This is a genomic window from Bradyrhizobium yuanmingense, assembly GCF_029167105.1.
GTDB lineage: Bacteria > Pseudomonadota > Alphaproteobacteria > Rhizobiales > Xanthobacteraceae > Bradyrhizobium > Bradyrhizobium yuanmingense_A.
Genome location: NZ_JARFML010000010.1, coordinates 82,960 through 99,764 on the forward strand (window position 1 = coordinate 82,960; position 16,805 = coordinate 99,764).

Below are 16,805 nucleotides of genomic sequence, written 5' to 3' on the forward strand. Positions count from 1 at the left end.
AGAAAGCAGAGTTTTACGGGCGTAATGTGGCGGGTCTGTCTAAGCGCCCATCAGGGCGCCGACATGCGCCGTAACAGATTCCTTCAGTCCCTGCAGGTCATAGCCGCCCTCGAGCACCGAAACAATGCGGCCGCCGGCGGTCTTGTCGGCGAGATCCATCAGCTTGCGCGTCACCCAGGCATAGTCCTCCGCGCGCAGGTTCAGCGAAGCCAAGGGATCGCGATAATGCGCGTCGAAGCCGGCCGAGATGATCAAGAGCTCGGGGCTGAATTTCTCGAGCTGCGGCAGGATCAGGTTCTCGAACGCGATGCGGAATTCCGGGCCGCCGTCCTCGGAGGCGAGCGGCGCATTGACGATGGTGTCGTGATCGCCGCGCTCGCTTCTGGCGCCGGTGCCCGGAAACAGCGGCATCTGGTGCGTCGAGCAGTACATCACGGTCGGGTCCGACCAGAAGATGTCCTGCGTGCCGTTGCCGTGATGCACGTCGAAGTCGACGATGGCCGCGCGCTTGATGCCGTATTTGCGCTGGGCGTGGCGCGCGGCGATCGCGACGTTGTCGAAGAAGCAGAAGCCCATCGGCTTGCCGATCTCGGCGTGATGTCCGGGCGGGCGGACCGCGACGAAGGCGTTGCGATGCTCGCCGGCCATCACCGCTTCGGTCGCCGCAACCGCGCCGCCGACGCCGCGCATCACCGCCTCCCACGTGCCCGGGGACATCGAGGTGTCGCCGTCGATGTAGACCTGACCGCTGGTGGGCGCGATGTGGCGCAGCTCGGTGACGTAATGCTCGTTGTGGCAGAGCGTGACGAGATCGAGATCGCCCTCCGGCGCCTCCTCGCGCGCCAGGAACTGGAAGCGCTCATGCGACAAGGCTTCTTCCACCGCGCGCAGGCGATCCGGCCTCTCAGGGTGTCCCGGCGGCGTGACATGGTCGAGGCAGGCCTTGTGGGAAAGGAGAAGCGTGCTCATCAGGTCGGCCTCACGGAAAAACGGGCTTTTGCCGTCGTTGGCGCATCCGGCGCCAAAACGCAATGCAAAACCCAATCTAAGCGCCTGGCCGGGAATGGCAAAGGGCCGCCCGCTTGATCCGGATCAATTCACCCGGAGGATGCGCCTGGGCGGCAGCGGACCGACCGGCCCGTGCGCCCGGAAGAACGCGAACAGCGCGTCCGCATCGTAGCCGCCATATTGCAAGGCCGTGCCCTGCTTGGCGACGGTAAACCCGTCTCCGCCGACGGCGAGGTAATCGTTGAGCGTGACGCGGTAGCCGCTTCCAGGCTCGATCGGCCTGCCGCCCAGCGTCATCTTCTCGAGGCTGACGCGCTCGCCGAACGGCTTTGAAGCATCCCAAGTATAGCTGAAGCCGTTCGAGACCTGGAGAATCCGCGGCCGCTTCGGGTCCAGCCATTGCTGCTCGAGCATGTCCTTGAGCTGGCTGCCCGTCAGCGTCATGGTGACGAGACGGTTGCGGAACGGCTGGCTGGCGAAGACGTCGCCGAACGTGATCGCGCCGTTCTCCTTCGGAACGATGTCGGTGCGGATGCCGCCGGGATTGGTAAGCGCGATGACAGCGCTGCCATCCTTCGCATCGCGGGTTGCGAGCAATTGCGCGTCGGCAATGATATCGCCGAGCGCGCTTTCTCCGGCCTCGTTCGGCACGCGCGACAATGTCTGCGTCACCGACCCGGCGGGCCGGTTGGCGATCGGCGCGGAGAGCTTGTCGTAAGCGTCGATCAAAGCAGTCTGCTCGGGATCCCTGGCCAGCGAAGCATTGGCGACGATGACGTTCTCGGCTTTGGCGCCGACGATGTCGCGCGTTGCGGGATCGAGCTTGAGGTCGATCGCGGTGACCAGCGTGCCGTATTTGTCGCCGCTGGTGACGAGCCGCCCGTCGATATTGCAGATGTAGGCGCGGTGGGTGTGGCCGCTGACGACGACGTCGACGGCGGGATCGAATTTCCTGACGATGTCGACGATCGGCCCCGTAATGGCAGGGCATTCGTTGTAGTCGCCGGCGGGCTCGCCGCCCTGGTGGATCAGCACCACGATCGCTTCGACGCCGCGCGCCTTCAGCTGCGGCACCAGGGCGTTCACCGTCTCGGCCTCGTCGCGGAATTCGAGGCCGGCGATGCCCGCGGGCGAGACGATGCCGGCGGTCTCCTTCAAGGTCAGCCCGATGAAGGCGACGGCAACGCCGTCGAACTCCCTGATTTCGTAGGGCGGCAGCACGCTCTTGCCGGTCGCGGTCTCGACGGTGGAGGCGGCGAGATAGTGGAATTTGGCGCCCGTGAAGGGATGCGGTCCCTGGCAGCCGTCGACGGGATGGCAGCCGCCGTTTTGCATGCGCAGCAGTTCGGTCGTGCCCTCGTCGAATTCGTGATTGCCGACCGAGCTGATCGCAAGGCCCATCATCGAGAGCGCCTCGATCGAGGGCTCGTCGTGAAACATCGCTGAGAGAAACGGGCTCGCGCCGATCAGGTCGCCCGCGGCGACGAAAATGGTGTTCTTGTGTCCTTCGCGCAGCTGCTTCACCAGCGTCGCGACGTACTCGGCGCCCCCGGCGGCCACCGTCACCTTCCTGGATTTGTCCTCGGGGTCGTTGATGCGGATGCCGCCCGGCGGCGGCCGCAGATTGCCGTGGAAATCGTTGATGGCGAGGACGCGCAGCTCGATGGGAGCTGCGGTCTGGGCCGCGGCGGGGAGGGCGCTGGTGAGAGCGAGGGCGAAGCAAGTCAGGCGGAGCAGATGTCGCATAGAATGAGACTATTCGTTCGGCGCGAAGATTTCACGAAGGTTTCTCTTCGTCATTCCGGGGCGCGCGGAGCGCGAGCCCGGAATCCATTCATCCACCGAACGCCGCCGCCTCGTCCGGATCAGCCATTCACCCCAGCAACGCCGCATCCGCCGATGCGACCGACTCCGCGCTCTCGGTCACGGTGCGCTCGAGCGCGCCGGCCTGCACGGCGATGTTCTCGGCGAAGAAGCGCGCCAGCGCGACGTAGCGCGGCGCATCGCCAAGGCCTTCGGCCTTAGCGGCGAGTGCCTCGGAGGCGAGCAGGCAGCCGCCGAGCGTCGCGCCGAATTGCTGCAGATAGGGCGTCGCCCCCGCAAGCGCGTCGTTCGGCGCGGAGGCAACGCGCTCCAGCAGCCATTTGCTGGTGCGCGTGAGCGCCTCCAGCGCCTCGCGCAGCTTGGTGCCGGTGGTGCCGAAAGCGGGATCGTTGGAGGCCTCCACCTGCTTGACCGTTGCCGAGAGCTCGTCGAGCAGCGCCCACACCGATGCGCCGCCATTGGCAGCTAACTTGCGCGTGACGAGATCGATGGCCTGGATGCCGTTGGTGCCCTCGTAGATCGCGGTGATGCGGGCATCGCGGTAGTGCTGGGCCGCGCCGGTCTCCTCGATGAAACCCATGCCGCCATGCACCTGCACGCCGAGATAGGCGACTTCGTTGCCGATGTCGGTGGAATAGGCCTTGGCCATCGGCGTCAGCAGCGCCGCGCGTGAGGCGGCTTCAGCGCGCACCTTCGGATCCTTGGCGCGGGTCGAGACGTCGATCGCAACGGCCGTCGCATAGCAGATGGTGCGCGCGGCCGCGGTCTGGGCCCGCATCCGCATCAGCATGCGCTTGACGTCGGGATGCACGAAGATCGCATCCGAGCCGTCGCCTGTCTTGCCGACCGCGCGGCCTTGGCGGCGCTCCTGCGCATACGACAGGGCCTGCTGGTAGGCCCGGTCGGCAACGCCGACGCCCTCCAGGCCGACGCCGAGGCGGGCCTGGTTCATCATCGTGAACATGCAGCGCATGCCCTGGTTCTCTTCGCCGATCAAATAGCCGATCGCGCCGCCATGATCGCCCATGGTCATGGTGCAGGTCGGCGAAGCATGCATGCCGAGCTTGTGCTCGACGCCGCTCGCATAGATGTCGTTGCGCTGCCCCAGCGAGCCGTCCGCATTGACCATGAACTTGGGAACAAGAAAGAGAGAAATCCCTTTGGTGCCGGCGGGCGCATCGGGCAGACGCGCCAGCACGAAATGCACGATGTTGTCGGTCATGTCGTGCTCGCCATAGGTGATGAAGATCTTCGTCCCCTTGATGCGATAGGTGCCGTCGGCCTGCTTCTCGGCGCGGGTGCGCAGCGCGCCGACGTCGGAGCCGGCCTGCGGCTCGGTCAGCTGCATCGTTCCGGTCCATTCGCCGGAGACGAGCTTTTCGAGATAGATCTGCTTCAACTCGTCGCTGCCGTGGGCGTCCAGCGCCTCGATCGCCGACGCCGTCAGCAGCGGACAGAGGCCGAAGGCGACGTTGGCCGCGCTCCAGATCTCGGTGCAGGCGGCGTTGATCGCGAGCGGCAGGCCCTGGCCGCCGAAATCCTCCGGGCCGGACACCGCGTTCCAACCGCCCTCGGTCCAGCGCTTGTAGGCGTCAGGCCAGCCCGGCGCGGTCGTGACCTTGCCGCCCTCGAGCTTGATGCCGTGTTCGTCGCCCACCTTGTTGAGCGGCGCCAGCACGTCGGATGCGAACTTGCCGGCTTCCTCCAGCACGGCGGCCGCGAGGTCAGCGTCGAAATCGCCGTAATGGCCGGCCTCCACTGCGGCCTTGAGGCCCGCGCCATGGTTGAGCGACAGCAGCATGTCAGAAATCGGCGCGCGGTAGGTCATGGCTCACTCCCCGAGAACAGATATTGGCGCCGTATTCCCATGAAACGGGAGCGGTCTCAACTGCCGGGATGCCGATGGCCTGGCCGGAACGGGGAGGGCCGTTGGGGTCCAGAACAGAGTGTCGGCCGCCGGGCCCGTTTTTACCCCTCCAGGCGGTTGAAATGCCGCGCCGCTCCCTATAGACCGGCTGCGACCGACGGGAATCTGCGGGTACCGGTTCTACCCGTTCCGTTCGTCGTCAGTTGGGGCGTAGCCAAGCGGTAAGGCAGCGGATTTTGATTCCGCCATTCGGAGGTTCGATCCCTCCCGCCCCAGCCAGATTGCCCGCTCCGCCTGAAATCACTCGCGAAACCGGCCTGGCTGGGGAGCTGCTGCACAGCTCTGCGACACACTGCTGCTGCACAGGGTGGTGTTCGCAATGGCTGTCCACATCTTTCGCCGGGAAGCCGTGTACTACTGGCGCCGTCGCGCGCCGCGTTCCCTTGCCAATATTCTGGATCGATCGCATGTTTTTCTGAGCCTCCGAACGACCAGCCCTGTCGTGGCACGTCGGATGGGTGCTCAGCTCGATCTGATCCTGGAAGATGCCGCGATGCTCGCCGAACGTGCCGACCTGCACATGTCGAAGTCCCAAATTGAGACAATGCTCCGCGGCGTCGTCGATACCCATCTGACGAAGCTCGAGCGGGTCGCGCACGCTGCCAAGAGTGCACCCGGCTTCGACTTCGAGCGGGAACGGATGGCCGACAAGCGGGCCTTCTGGAGCTACGCTCTGCTCGATGCTCAGGGCGTGGCCGCTGTCGTGCGTGCCGAGGATCGCCTCCGCATGGCTGCCGACGGACTATCGGAGGCCGATATCGAAGCCGTACAACACCATCTGATGACGCTCCGCTTTCAGGATATCGTGCCGACCAATCAGCATGTGCTCGGGCGCATGATCGGTGCAGTGGGCGGTGCCCCGACCGCGATGAATATCGACGTTGCGCAGGGCACGTATTTCCGGGGAATGAAGCTCGCCCTGGCCGAAATCGATCGACGCTACGGAGGCAGGCGCATAGAAGATGTGGGCTTTGTGGATCGCATGCTCATGGCCATGAACGATCCACCGCAGCAAGTTGAATCACCCGAGCCTGGCATCAACCTCCGGAGAAACGATCCACCGAAGGCCGTGGATCGTCCCGCCGCAACGTCCCTCTCGATGACGGACCTCTCCACTTTCGCTGAAAATGTCATCCAGCAAAACGCCAAGGATGGTCACTGGGACGAGAAAACTCAAAGGCAAGCTCGGAGCATCTCGAACTTGTTCGTCAAGTTCATGCTGCAGGACCAGCTGGTCCAGGGACTAGATGAGCTTGATCAGCAACGCGTCGGTAAGTTCGTCGATTTCATGCGTTCGGAGGTCTACAAGCATTACGGCAAATCGCCGAAGGATGAGCATCGGACCATCGCCGAGCTGCGCGCCGACGCGTCGGCACGCGATGCGAAGAGCCGTGGGATCGGCGGCGACACGCTCAATCGTCACCTTACGTTCCTTGGTCAGATTTTTCGGCACGCAGCTGCGCGTGGCGTGACTAGCCTGGAAAAGATCGATCTCGTTAAACTGCGCTCGAAAGGCAAGAAAAAGCGCGCCCGCGACGAAAGAGCCAAGCTGCCCATCGAGAAGGCCGAGGCGATCTTCCGGACGCCTCCCTTTAACAATTGTGCAGCTTGGAATCGGCTGGCGGAATCCGGGCCGGAGACCCTGCGCCAGATATTCCATTGCGCTCTCTACTTCGTGCCGATCCTAATCTACTATACCGGCTGCCGCCGGGAGGAATTGTGCGGGTTGATGGTCGATGACGTCGTTCTGGACAACGGCCCGATCCCCTACATCCACATCGGCAAGAACAAGCGGCGGCGGATCAAGAATCCGCAATCCCAGCGCAATGTCCCGCTCAATCCCGAAGTCTTGCGGCTCAAATTCGCGGAATACGTGAGGGCCATCAAGTCGCTCGGCTATGAGCTGCTTTTCCCTGATCTGTATTCTCCCTCCAGCCGTTCCCCGCTGGGTGATCGCTTCTATAAGGAGTTCAAGCCGATTTTGACGTCCGCTGGCGTGACGGAGGAGGGGCTTGGGTCGCACGCGGTGCGCCACTTGTTCGGCGCGCAGCTCAAGAAGAAGTCCGTGGTGGAGGAGGATCGTGCCGATCTGCTCGGACACGGCGGCAAGAGCGAGACCAGCGAGCGGTACTGCGAGCCGCACGAGATCGCGGCACTATACGAATTTGTGCAGAAGCTCCCGGTCGTAACGGGCCATTTGGAGCCTCGTGAGGTACAGCTGATACCGTGGGTAGCGGAAAAGAAGGTCGCGCCGTTTTCTCAGCCGTCGCGCTCAAAGCGCAGGGTCTGAGCAGCTCCGGGATACTTTCTTTGATCGCTGATAGTGCACGATGTGGCTTCTCCAATTCTGCTGTCGTCACCTCGATCGGTCGGATGGGTCTTCACTGCCGCCGACGGGCACCGTTTGGGAATGCCGCGTAATGCGAAGCTCTGATGGTACTTCGGGGAAATGTATCGTAAAATCATACTCTTATAGTTCCGGGCGTGAGCTGTTCACCATGGCTCCCCTGCTGTGCATAGCGCGTACAACCATACCAAAGGTTGCGGGACGGCGGGCTAGAAGCAAGCGAATCATCTTAAATGTCGGATATCCCATCCACAGGCCGCGGCATCGAGAGGCGGTCTCGCTGCGGCAGCAAGGGTAGAGTGTGCCGGACGAACCGACATTTCAGACGTCAACGCCAGGTCATATCCGTTCGCTGCTGCTTGACGGATCAAGCCCAGTACTCCTGCTGGGCGCCGGGGCGTCGGTCACATCAGGGATTCCAGTTGCTGCTGCCACGGCGGAAAAGGCAGCGCGATGGGCCTGGTGTAGAGAGGCCGGCCGTTCACCTGAGGATATCCGGATTCAACGGTCTGACTATTGGCCTTGGCTTTGCCGCCAGCCATGGTTTTCGGAGCACGCTCCGCTCGCCGATCAATATCCCAAGATCATCGAAAAGCTCCTTGGAGTCCGCAAGCAACGTCGTGATTTCTTCGAGCGATTAATTTCGCCAGGCGTGGCTCCAAAGAGCGGTTATCGCGCGCTCGTGCGCATTCTCAACGAGGGCTGGATCAACACCGTCCTAACGACCAACTTCGATCATTGTATCGAGGAGGCGAAAGTCCTCGAGAACAAGCCGCACTTCTTGGTTTCGATCAAGACGTCCGATGATCTCGTCAGATTCAATGCCGCCTCGCCCGATCCTCAACTCGTCTATTTGCACGGATCCGTCGAACACTACTCGGATAAAAACCTCGACCACGAAGTGGATCAGCTGGATGCGCCGATCGTCCAGCGGCTGGTCCCGCTGCTGCGCGATCATCCGCTGATCGTCGTGGGATATCGGGGCAATGAGCCATCCGTCATGAGGGGGCTTCTGCTCGAGCAGATCAATGCCACAAATACCTTTGCGCAGGGGGTGTACTGGTGTGTTCGCGAAAGCGACATGCAACAGCCGCTTTCGCCGTTGGTCAAAGAACTCGCGGCAGCAATAGGCACCAATTTTCAGATCGTCCCGATCGTTGGGTTCGACGAATTGCTCCAGTACGACCTATGGGATCGGTTGCGTTCCGAAGGCGCGCAGCCGATACGGCGGAGCCATGCCTACGGCCAAACCGATTTGCCGTCTGATATGCGAGCTCTGGAGACGGTCGACGCCGACGATCTCGACGACAAGATGTTGCGTGAGCGCTTGACGCAATATGCCAAACGACTCGGCCTGAACGCGCCAGAAAATCCCGATCGCGCTTGGCTCAGAGAGGAGGCCAGGGTTCGAAATCTTCTCAGGAGCGTGGGCAACGATCTGCGTCCGACGCTCGCGGGGTGGCTCTTGTTTGCACCTTCGCCCGAACGCAAGACGGCTCAAGCCACCGTGGCGTTCTCGGCCCGAGGACCCGTCCATTGGATCAAGCGGTGTTTCGGCGATGACTCCGCCACCGACAAGCCTGACAAGGACGGCTTCATTTCCGTTGAACAGGATATATCCGGAAATCTCTGGTCGCAGCTGAACGCGCTCACTGATCTGCTTGCTCTGGTCAACGTGTCGTTTCGTTTAAAGGAGGAGATCTCCCGAACTGCCTATCCTTACGACAGTCTTGCGCTCAAGGAGGTCGTGGTGAATGCGCTTGTCCACCGCGACTACGACCGTGAGGCACCAGTTAGGATTGAGGTGACGCCCGGCGAGATACGCGTCTCGAGTCCGGGCGGCATCATTGCTGAAGTTGCAGCCCAGATGGCCGGTAAGACACTCGAGACAGTCGTCAGGAGCGGTAGTCGAGGCATCAAGGGCTATCGCAATCCAGTCATCACCGACTTGTTTTATGGCGGCGGCCAAATGGACCGCTCGGGCTCAGGGCTTGGCGACGTTTGGTCACTCACGTTGAACAACAACGGGGAGGTCCATTTCGGGCCTGACGCGAACAACGAGAATTTCGTTGTTACCATCCACGCGCGGCCGGAGGCGGTGGATGAGGTCACCAATACTGCCGTTCCGGCTGTTACGGATACCGTGCGCTATACGACCAACCTTCTGCCGATCGAGGAAATGCCGGCCAAGATCTGGCACACAGCCACCAGTTCCACCGCGGCATGGCGGCTCAAGAAAGAAGCCGCCGGTTTGGCCGTGCCACCGGGTCATGTCCATGATCGCCGCTTCTTCACCCTCTATGATCTGGAGAAAATCGCGCGCGAGCTTGTATCGCCCTTCGACGAGGGAGAAGTTGAGTCGCTCACGCTTCGCGAACTCCTCGATCAGCCAAACGGCGAGAACATCCTGCTAAAGCTTATGAACGAGGCGATTTTCGAGCATCTGCGCAAACTCGGACTGGCGATCGACTACAGCCGCCGCCGAGCCTATTTTCCGAAAGAGGAGCGGGGCGAGCGGAAAATCACCTATCAGGGGCGCCTCAAGCGAGCAACACGCACCGTCGTGAAGGCTCGTGTTCGTCGTGGTACCGATGACGTTCTCTACTATGAGCACAAAGCCTTTGGCTTTACCGTGATGCCGTTTGGAGGCGATTGGGCAGTCCTGCTGACGCCCGGTTATGCCTTCACTCGCGACGGCGTTGGCAAGCCGATAGGGCGCGAGAAGATCAATATTTTGTCGACACGTCGAGCTGCACGCGATTTTAATCCAACCGTTCACCACGATGTCACGTTCTGGGCGTCCATCCTTTCTGAAGATGCGGACGGAGTCTTTGCCCTCACCTTTGAGCGTCAGAACGATCTTTCCAGTTATGCGCCGACGATATTGCTGTCTCGAAGTCAGCCGACCGTAGCATTCAGTTCCACTGCCTTCAGTGAATCCGAGGAACTGGATAGCGAGATAGAGGCCGATCTCGAGAATCTGGACGACGAACTGAGCGCACTCGCGGAGGAGGAGGCGCAGTCAGAAGATCGCGATCAAGAGGAAGACGACGAGCGAGATCAAGATAATGACGATTAGGCTCGCCGTTCGGGAACTCAGGCCACCACAACTCCAGTTTGGCGGCGCGGTGACAACGTCCGATCCGAAGGTCGGACTCGATCTCGCCGGGCCTTTCGACCTGCGGTTTGGCGCGGCCCGTCAGACCCAGGTCAAGGTCGGTATCATTGGTCCACGCCAGCTCGTTGAGCAGACCCGGCGCTGGCTTGAGCGGTGCCGCGCGCCTGTACCAGTGCTTGGTACGCCATCACTGTTACAAAAGCCGTTTCCGGGGTTCGCAAAGACGTTTCACATGTCACTCGTCGATTCCGATGGATGGTCGGTGCATCTCGACGGCGAACGCCGGAATCCGCTTGAGGAGGCGCTGGATGACGATGATCTATTCAGAAGCTTCCAGAAGGTTGTCGATCTGTACAGTGATGCCCATGCCCGTCTCGCAAAACGGGACACCAATCGGCCCGATGTGGTTATCGTTTGCATCTCCGACGATGTGCTCAAAAAGGTTCGCTCGGTAGAACGCGACTTGACGGCCGAGGAAAAGAAGAAAGCAAAAGCGATCGCGAAATCGCGCGAAAGTCGACAGATGGACATGTTCGACATGTTGCAAGAGGTCGAGCAAACCGAAGAGGATTTTCTGAAGCGCGACCTTCGGCACGCCCTGAAGGCCCGCGCCATGGCAAACAAGCTGCCCATACAGATTGTCACTGAGCGACTATTGGTAGACGGTCCCTACAACGAAGATCCCGCAACCCGCGCCTGGAATTTTACCGTCGGACTTTACTATAAGGCCGGCAATGTGCCTTGGCGACTGCCTACCGATGGACCCGAGACCTGTTTCGTCGGCATCAGCTTTCATCATTTTCGAACGACGCAACGCCATATCGTGCAGTCGACTCTCGCTCAAGCGTTTTCGAGCGAGGGGGAAGGCTTTGCTATCCGAGGGCAAGGAGTGCCGGCGGACGCCGATCAGAGACGAAATCTTCATTTGTCTGAAGATCAAGCTTTCAATCTCTGCAAGAACGTTCTTGTCGAATATGAAAAGCGAACTGGCGGCGCACCCCTGCGCATGGTCGTGCATAAAACGACTTTCTTCGATCAGGCCGAGCAGAAGGGGTTCTCCGAGGCGCTGCGAGACATTCCTATCGTTGAAATGGTGACGCTTGTGCCCAGCGCGTTTCGGCTGATCCGGTTTGGCGCCTACCCGCCCAAGGTCGGCACGGTATGTTCTGTCAACGATGCCCGAAGCTATCTTTTTACATCCGGTTACATGCCTGAGCTCGGCACATATCCTGGACCGCATGTCCCGCAACCCTTTGAAATCCGTCGCATTGGCGACGGGGATCATATTTCGGCAGCGCAGGACGTTCTTAACCTAACTCGGATGAACTGGAACACAGCCGATATTCGGGGCAAGTGGCCAGTGACACTTTCCTTTGCCCGTCGGGTTGGGGGCATTCTGGACGAATACGGTGAGGATGAGGGCGAACCGGTCACATCCTTCCGATATTTCGTTTGAAGCGAAGGGGGCACTTCGCTGACTGATAAGCTCTGGGCTCCAAGCTACTCTGCCGCTTCGCCCTTCGTCTCAATCATCAGCAAATCAAGGCTCTCGATCTCCTGCATTGCCCGACCGGCAATGCCCTGAAGGTCGCCGTAGAGGCCGGCGGTGGAGTCGAGCACGCCGCGAAGCTGTTCCTCGCGCTTGGCCCACAGCCGCATCATCGTCTTCCGCTCGCGGTCGAGGTCGGCTTGCATGTCAGTGAACTTCTCCACGATCGCATCGATGCGATGGCGAAAGCGGGGACCGGTCAGATAGCCGTACATCATTTCCATCTTGGTCTGCTGGCCTTCCTGAGCCTGACGGCTGCCGGCGAGGTCGATCAACCCATGCCGGAGTACGATCGCCAGCGGAACGGCGAACCGGGGCTCCGCGACCCAGACATTGTCGACCAGTCCGAAGGTTTCGATATCCTTCGGCAACGCGCTGGAGACAATGAGGGCGATCTCCGCTTTGGCCGCGCGCTGGTCGCTTCGGAGCTTGGTCAGCCAGTCGTCGCTCCAACGCTTGGTTCGCTTGGACTCCCAGAGGATGCTGCCGCAAGCCTGCCCACCAGGAGCGAACACGCGGTGGAGGACGTCGCCACCAAAATCACCCTTTGGCACCGGCTCGATGAGATCGCGCGGAAACTGATTACGAAGCAGGGATTCCAGTTCGAGCTCCAGGGCTTCGCCTTGCAGCTGCTGTGAGCCCTGTTCGGCCCGGCGGCGGAGTTCCTCGATCTGCCGGTTCATGCCGGCGATCTGGGCTTCCTTCTCCGCAACCTTTGCCTTGAAGCCGTCCTCGGCCTCCAGCTTGGCCTTGTCGCGCACAGCGGCGAGTGCCTGCTGGACCTTCGTTTCGATCGTGAGCTCGACTTCGCGCTTGGCATCGTCGAGCTCGCGCTCCTTGCGGAGCATGTCCGCCTGGATCTTCTGGGCCGCGGCCAACTTCTCGTTGTTGGCTGCAAGCATCCGCTGCAATTCGGTCAACTGCTGGTCGCGGGTGCTCAGCTCGTCGGCGACCGCCAGACGCGCTCGCTTTGCTTCCGCCTCGGTGATGTTGGCCCGCTCTGCCTTCAGCTTAGCCGCAACCTGCTCGTCAACGGTCTCGCGAGCTTTCGCGATTTCTTCGCTAGCCTGCTTGAGTAGCGCTTCGCGCCGGCCAAAGTCCGCTTCCTTGGCAACGAGCTGCTGGTCGAACTTGCGGCGCGTTTCGGCGATCAGGGGCGCGGCAAGCGATTCTGTCAGTTTGATTTCGGTGCGGCAGTTTGGGCAGACGATCTGGGGATCGGTCACGGCATCGGTCCTCTAAGGATTGCCCGCGATAGTACCGGGCGAGGGTGCGCCGTTTAAGCCCTGCGCGCGGGTTATCCCGCGCAATTGCGGCGGCCGCGGCAATAGCGGCCTCGTCTTTCCGTCGCTCTGGTCCGCCATGATCAGTTCCTCGATGCGCGGATGTCGCGCTCTCGCAGGATGGCCTCGACGATGCGGCGCAGGCGCCGCACCGAGCCCCCGGGCCAGTGCTTGGCGACGGCCTCGCGCTCGACGCCATCGAGCGGCGGCACCCAGCTCTGGTCGAGGCCGCGCTCGTTAGCGAGGTCAGCGATCACCGCCGGCAACAACGCGTTCAGATCTTTTGCGGTCGGCTTGGGAAACGTCACGATGCGAAAACGGTCCCGGATAGGGCTCGGCAGCGGATCGAGACTGTTTGCCGTGGCGATGTAGCTCACCTGCGACAGATCGAGATTGGTCTGCAACGCCGGGTCCGGGTATCGGCGATTCGTTTCGGCTTCGAGGAAACCGAGAAGGCAATCCCACAGCCGACCATAATCTGATCGGGTCGCGGCCTTCTCGATCTCGTCGATGAGAACCAGCGGGTTCGCGAGGCGCTCTTGCGCGACAGCAAGAAATGGATGGCATGGTTCGGCGCTGTGCCAACGGCGATCAGTCCCGCCAAACACCGCGCCGTCGGAACGGCTGGCGTCGGTCCGCCAAACGTGGAGACCCAGCACCTCACCGATTCGGCGCGCGAACCGGCTCTTACCACCGCCGGGTTCGCCCAGGAGGAGCATAGGACGGAGCTTCACCGTGGTTCGCCCGACGAGGTCGGCCAGCGCGAAGTCAACCACTTCGGCGGCGTACGGGAACTCGAATAGCAGAGCATTGCGCGCGTCGTGCAGGGATGGCGTCTGCACGAGCGGCAACGCGGTGTTGATGGCGTTCTTCAGTGGGCCGATGATGTCCTTGAGCTTCTGGCTCTTCATCTCGAGGTCGGACAGGCGCGCGACCACGAGATGGTGGTCGGGAATGGCGTCCGCATCTGCCTTGGACTGTTCCTGGACAGCTTCGGTCCGCCGCTCGGACTCCTGCCTCTTTCTGCGCTCTTCTTCCTCCTCCTGAAACTTGCGTCGGAGCGCGGCCTTGGTTGCAATGATGCGATGCTCAGCCATGCGGTATCCAAGCCTATCGGCGTTCGCGGCTGCTGAGACCATCTTCGGCAGAACGTGGGTGCAAGCCGGCAGCGCGGCCCAACCGTAAGTGAACCCTTCGAGATCGCTGCAGAGCTCCTCGTCGGCGTGCCTGACACCTACGCGGAGCGCCTGGACCAGGGCTTTGCCGACCCTGCGGTGCAGCTCGAAGTATTCGTCAGTGCATGGTGTCGGTAAGCTCACAAGCCGGACGCTATCGGCAATACCCCTAAACACCGGCTCATTCTGAGCGGCAGCAAGGCGGTCAAGTTCATCCGCGAGTGCCAATGCGGCCTCGAGCGATCTGCCAGTGGCCCATGCAAGGTTATGTGGTAATTGTGGGCAGAGTTCGTCGACTTCCGCGATGAGCCGCTCCACAATGTGATCGGCCTCATCCATGATGAGCTTTGCGTAGCGCAGAAGCCGGGGCAGACGCCTCAGGCGCTCATCCGAATCGGCCGAATCGGCAGCGGCGCCGGTTGAGATCGTATCCTCCGCCGGCGGCAGATCGAGGTCGTCGCCATTATCGCTCGTGGTGCTCATGCTTTGTCCTCCGCGTGGTCGTTCCTGTCGTGGAAACCGGAGCGTCGGAGTGCGCGGAATCCGCAGCGGGAAGAACCCCGGGCAAGACGCGTGTACCAGGAGAACGACAACTCGGCTGCGAGCGGATAGTTGAGTTCAATGCGATGAAGGATATTCGCGAGGACCACAGTTGATGTCGCGTCACCTCCAAGGGCGCATCGCAGCAGCGCCGTCATAGTGATGTCGACAGCAAGCGTTACCTCATCGACGGGCAGCAGCGAGAGCGCTGCCCCGATGGCGGCGGCGGTGTCACCACGCACCGCCGCAGGAAGCTTATCATCGCGATCGAACATCGAAATCCTGCCGAGCGTGTCGATCACCAGCAGGTGCTCAGCGTCGCGCAGGAGATCTGCGGGCAGGGTCCGCCACCACGCCAGCGGTGAGATATCCCGGGCTTCGAAAGGCCACTCAGAGGTGGATGGCCAGATGCTCTTCCGGGCCAGATCCGCAGCGTCGCCAGCCAGGACGGCCAGATCCTGTTGCCGGCACTTGTGTGCCGGCATTTCCATCTTTTTCAGCATGATTGGCTCCTCAGTCGGCGATCAAGATCGGCTTCGGATAACGGCGATTGACCCACACACCGCTGTTGACGTGGGCCCCGGTCACGACCTTCGCGGCGATTGCGGCCGAGGGAAAGCAGACGGCTACGCGGAGGCGCCCCCGGTCCTGGATGCCAGGGATAGGCGAGAGTGCGTCGGCGGCAGCAAGCTCGGCGCGGCGGGTATGTAGGATCGGGTTGACGCTCTGGTTGACGAGGCTGCGCACCTCCGAGCCGGCCGTCACCACGAAGCCATCGCGGACCGGGTAGCCCCTAGCCCAGAGGTCGCAATAGTCGAGTTCAAGCTCATTGCCCAGCGGCGACAAATCCATCACGTCGATCTGCATCGGTCGGTTGTCATCTGCCGCCATCGCCATGTCGGTATCGACCGCTTCCGGCTTGCGTCGCTGGCTCGCGAAGTTACTGCGCAGCACACGGCATCCGGCGTCAAACAGGAGGCGCTCGCCGTGCTCGACGAAGTGGTCGAGCGAAGCGCGCTTGTGGTTTGGGAGCTCCAACACCTGCGGGTTCGTCCCCTTCAAGATGTCGACCAGGTTGGCCTGCTCGGCAATTTGCGTGAGGCGGAACTGCAGGTAGATGGCCGCCGTCTTGTCGAACCAGGCGCGCTGGTACCCCGAGATGACGTAAACTTCGCGAGCGAACGCCTTCAACGGATCGCCGGAATGCTCGCCGAGCCTGCGGCCAGCATTGCCGGTCTCGCCGATATAGGCCGTCGCATGATCCGCAAGGATGTAGCAGGCCGGCACAGCGGCGAGGGTGAGCGAGACGTCTTTCACCATCGAGAACGGGAAGACCGACACGGTGAGGCGACCGACGTCGTCGTGGACCTCCCGAGGGCCGGCGATGCCACCCATCGGGCGGTGGACATTGCTGGTGCAGGCGGGCTGCGCGGAGGCGTTGCTGAAAAAGGACATTGTATATCTCTCTGGGTTGAGAGATCGCGGGACCAACGTCTTTGAAGTGGACCGAACCTTTGAGCCGTCGCTCCTGCACCGCGGAAATCCGTAGTGAAAGGTGTTCGGCATCATCGGCTTTTCGATCTGCGTCTTCCAGCTGCGGTGAGAGCAGATCACTAAATCTGCGGGCTCGGCCGGAGCGTAGGACGAAACCAGATCAGTCCATGTGGCGCATCTGCGTCACAAGACGTCGGGGCTGCGATCTGGCTTAGCCGTTGGACAGCTGGGTGATGGGGCAGGTCACGTCCGTCGTGAGCGCCGCCGTATTGGCGGTGAGCGCGCTGCCGACCTCGGTCAAATGGGACCGGACCTGGAATGCCAGAGAGGGGTGGGGCAGTGGCGCCGAATCGGCGCTATAGTCGTGCTTAGCCATGATCGATTTCCTTACAATCGGTTGTGGTCAGGCTGTCGTTCGGTGTTCCAGACCGGGCGGCAGCCGCTTAGTCCCCTTAATATGCTCACACGTGCGGCGAGATGCCAGTCTTAGCGCGCTGAAATAGTTAACGCGTGGGCTAATCGTGTGCCTACTCGCGTGCG

General features: G+C 61.7%; 11 protein-coding genes and 1 tRNA gene. 4 read left to right on the plus strand and 8 right to left on the minus strand.

Going from position 1 to position 16,805, the window contains the following annotated elements; translation table 11 throughout:
• Positions 1 to 39 precede the first annotated feature (39 nt).
• The 3 genes from P0R31_RS15190 to P0R31_RS15200 form a co-directional block, all read right to left on the minus strand.
• On the minus strand, positions 40 to 969 hold the full coding sequence (locus P0R31_RS15190; RefSeq protein WP_275514756.1) for a histone deacetylase family protein: 930 nt from the start codon (positions 967 to 969) through the stop codon (positions 40 to 42).
• 123 nt (positions 970 to 1,092) lie between these two features.
• Positions 1,093 to 2,754 carry a bifunctional metallophosphatase/5'-nucleotidase gene (locus tag P0R31_RS15195; RefSeq protein WP_275514757.1) on the minus strand — a complete coding sequence of 554 codons (1,662 nt, stop codon included), beginning with the start codon at positions 2,752 to 2,754 and terminating at the stop codon, positions 1,093 to 1,095.
• Positions 2,755 to 2,881: 127 nt separating this feature from the next.
• Positions 2,882 to 4,660, minus strand: a complete 1,779-nt coding sequence (locus tag P0R31_RS15200; protein WP_275514758.1) for an acyl-CoA dehydrogenase — start codon at positions 4,658 to 4,660, stop codon at positions 2,882 to 2,884.
• Between the two features lie 243 nt (positions 4,661 to 4,903).
• On the opposite strand from P0R31_RS15200, the gene P0R31_RS15205 reads away from it, so the two are divergent.
• From P0R31_RS15205 to P0R31_RS15220, 4 genes are all read left to right on the plus strand, one after another.
• Positions 4,904 to 4,978: transfer RNA gene (locus P0R31_RS15205), tRNA-Gln, on the plus strand.
• A 100-nt stretch (positions 4,979 to 5,078) separates the two neighbouring features.
• Positions 5,079 to 7,049 carry a DUF6538 domain-containing protein gene (locus tag P0R31_RS15210; RefSeq protein ID WP_275514759.1) on the plus strand — a complete coding sequence of 657 codons (1,971 nt, stop codon included), beginning with the start codon at positions 5,079 to 5,081 and terminating at the stop codon, positions 7,047 to 7,049.
• Positions 7,050 to 7,407: 358 nt separating this feature from the next.
• Entirely contained in the window at positions 7,408 to 10,185 is a 2,778-nt protein-coding gene (locus P0R31_RS15215) for an SIR2 family protein (protein ID WP_275508772.1), read from the plus strand.
• On the plus strand, positions 10,175 to 11,680 hold the full coding sequence (locus tag P0R31_RS15220) for an argonaute/piwi family protein (protein WP_275508773.1): 1,506 nt from the start codon (positions 10,175 to 10,177) through the stop codon (positions 11,678 to 11,680). Before P0R31_RS15215 ends, P0R31_RS15220 begins: the two co-directional genes overlap by 11 nt.
• Positions 11,681 to 11,724: 44 nt before the next feature.
• Here P0R31_RS15220 and P0R31_RS15225 read toward each other — a convergent pair whose 3' ends face one another.
• The 5 genes from P0R31_RS15225 to P0R31_RS15245 form a co-directional block, all read right to left on the minus strand.
• A complete protein-coding gene (locus P0R31_RS15225) occupies positions 11,725 to 12,999 on the minus strand; it encodes a DUF2130 domain-containing protein (RefSeq protein WP_275508774.1) in 1,275 nt (424 codons plus the stop codon).
• 140 nt (positions 13,000 to 13,139) lie between these two features.
• Positions 13,140 to 14,714 (minus strand): AAA family ATPase, encoded by a 1,575-nt coding sequence (locus P0R31_RS15230; protein ID WP_275496871.1) that lies wholly within the window; start codon positions 14,712 to 14,714, stop codon positions 13,140 to 13,142.
• Complete coding sequence (locus tag P0R31_RS15235; protein ID WP_275496870.1) at positions 14,711 to 15,274, minus strand: hypothetical protein; 564 nt, start codon at positions 15,272 to 15,274, stop codon at positions 14,711 to 14,713. The genes P0R31_RS15230 and P0R31_RS15235 overlap by 4 nt, the downstream gene beginning before the upstream one ends.
• Positions 15,275 to 15,284: 10 nt before the next feature.
• Positions 15,285 to 16,226, minus strand: coding sequence for a hypothetical protein (locus P0R31_RS15240; protein WP_275514760.1), 942 nt, complete (start codon positions 16,224 to 16,226; stop codon positions 15,285 to 15,287).
• Between the two features lie 250 nt (positions 16,227 to 16,476).
• Complete coding sequence (locus P0R31_RS15245; RefSeq protein WP_275496868.1) at positions 16,477 to 16,641, minus strand: hypothetical protein; 165 nt, start codon at positions 16,639 to 16,641, stop codon at positions 16,477 to 16,479.
• Positions 16,642 to 16,805 lie beyond the last annotated feature (164 nt).

What these genes read in the sequence shown, in the direction of transcription:
- P0R31_RS15245 (WP_275496868.1), bottom strand. Translation starts at nt 16,641, where the DNA reads ATGGCTAAGCACGACTATAGCGCCGATTCGGCGCCACTGCCCCACCCC.
- P0R31_RS15190 (WP_275514756.1), bottom strand. Translation starts at nt 969, where the DNA reads ATGAGCACGCTTCTCCTTTCCCACAAGGCCTGCCTCGACCATGTCACG.
- P0R31_RS15220 (WP_275508773.1), top strand. Translation starts at nt 10,175, where the DNA reads ATGACGATTAGGCTCGCCGTTCGGGAACTCAGGCCACCACAACTCCAG.
- P0R31_RS15235 (WP_275496870.1), bottom strand. Translation starts at nt 15,274, where the DNA reads ATGCTGAAAAAGATGGAAATGCCGGCACACAAGTGCCGGCAACAGGAT.
- P0R31_RS15200 (WP_275514758.1), bottom strand. Translation starts at nt 4,660, where the DNA reads ATGACCTACCGCGCGCCGATTTCTGACATGCTGCTGTCGCTCAACCAT.
- P0R31_RS15195 (WP_275514757.1), bottom strand. Translation starts at nt 2,754, where the DNA reads ATGCGACATCTGCTCCGCCTGACTTGCTTCGCCCTCGCTCTCACCAGC.
- P0R31_RS15230 (WP_275496871.1), bottom strand. Translation starts at nt 14,714, where the DNA reads ATGAGCACCACGAGCGATAATGGCGACGACCTCGATCTGCCGCCGGCG.
- P0R31_RS15210 (WP_275514759.1), top strand. Translation starts at nt 5,079, where the DNA reads ATGGCTGTCCACATCTTTCGCCGGGAAGCCGTGTACTACTGGCGCCGT.
- P0R31_RS15240 (WP_275514760.1), bottom strand. Translation starts at nt 16,226, where the DNA reads ATGTCCTTTTTCAGCAACGCCTCCGCGCAGCCCGCCTGCACCAGCAAT.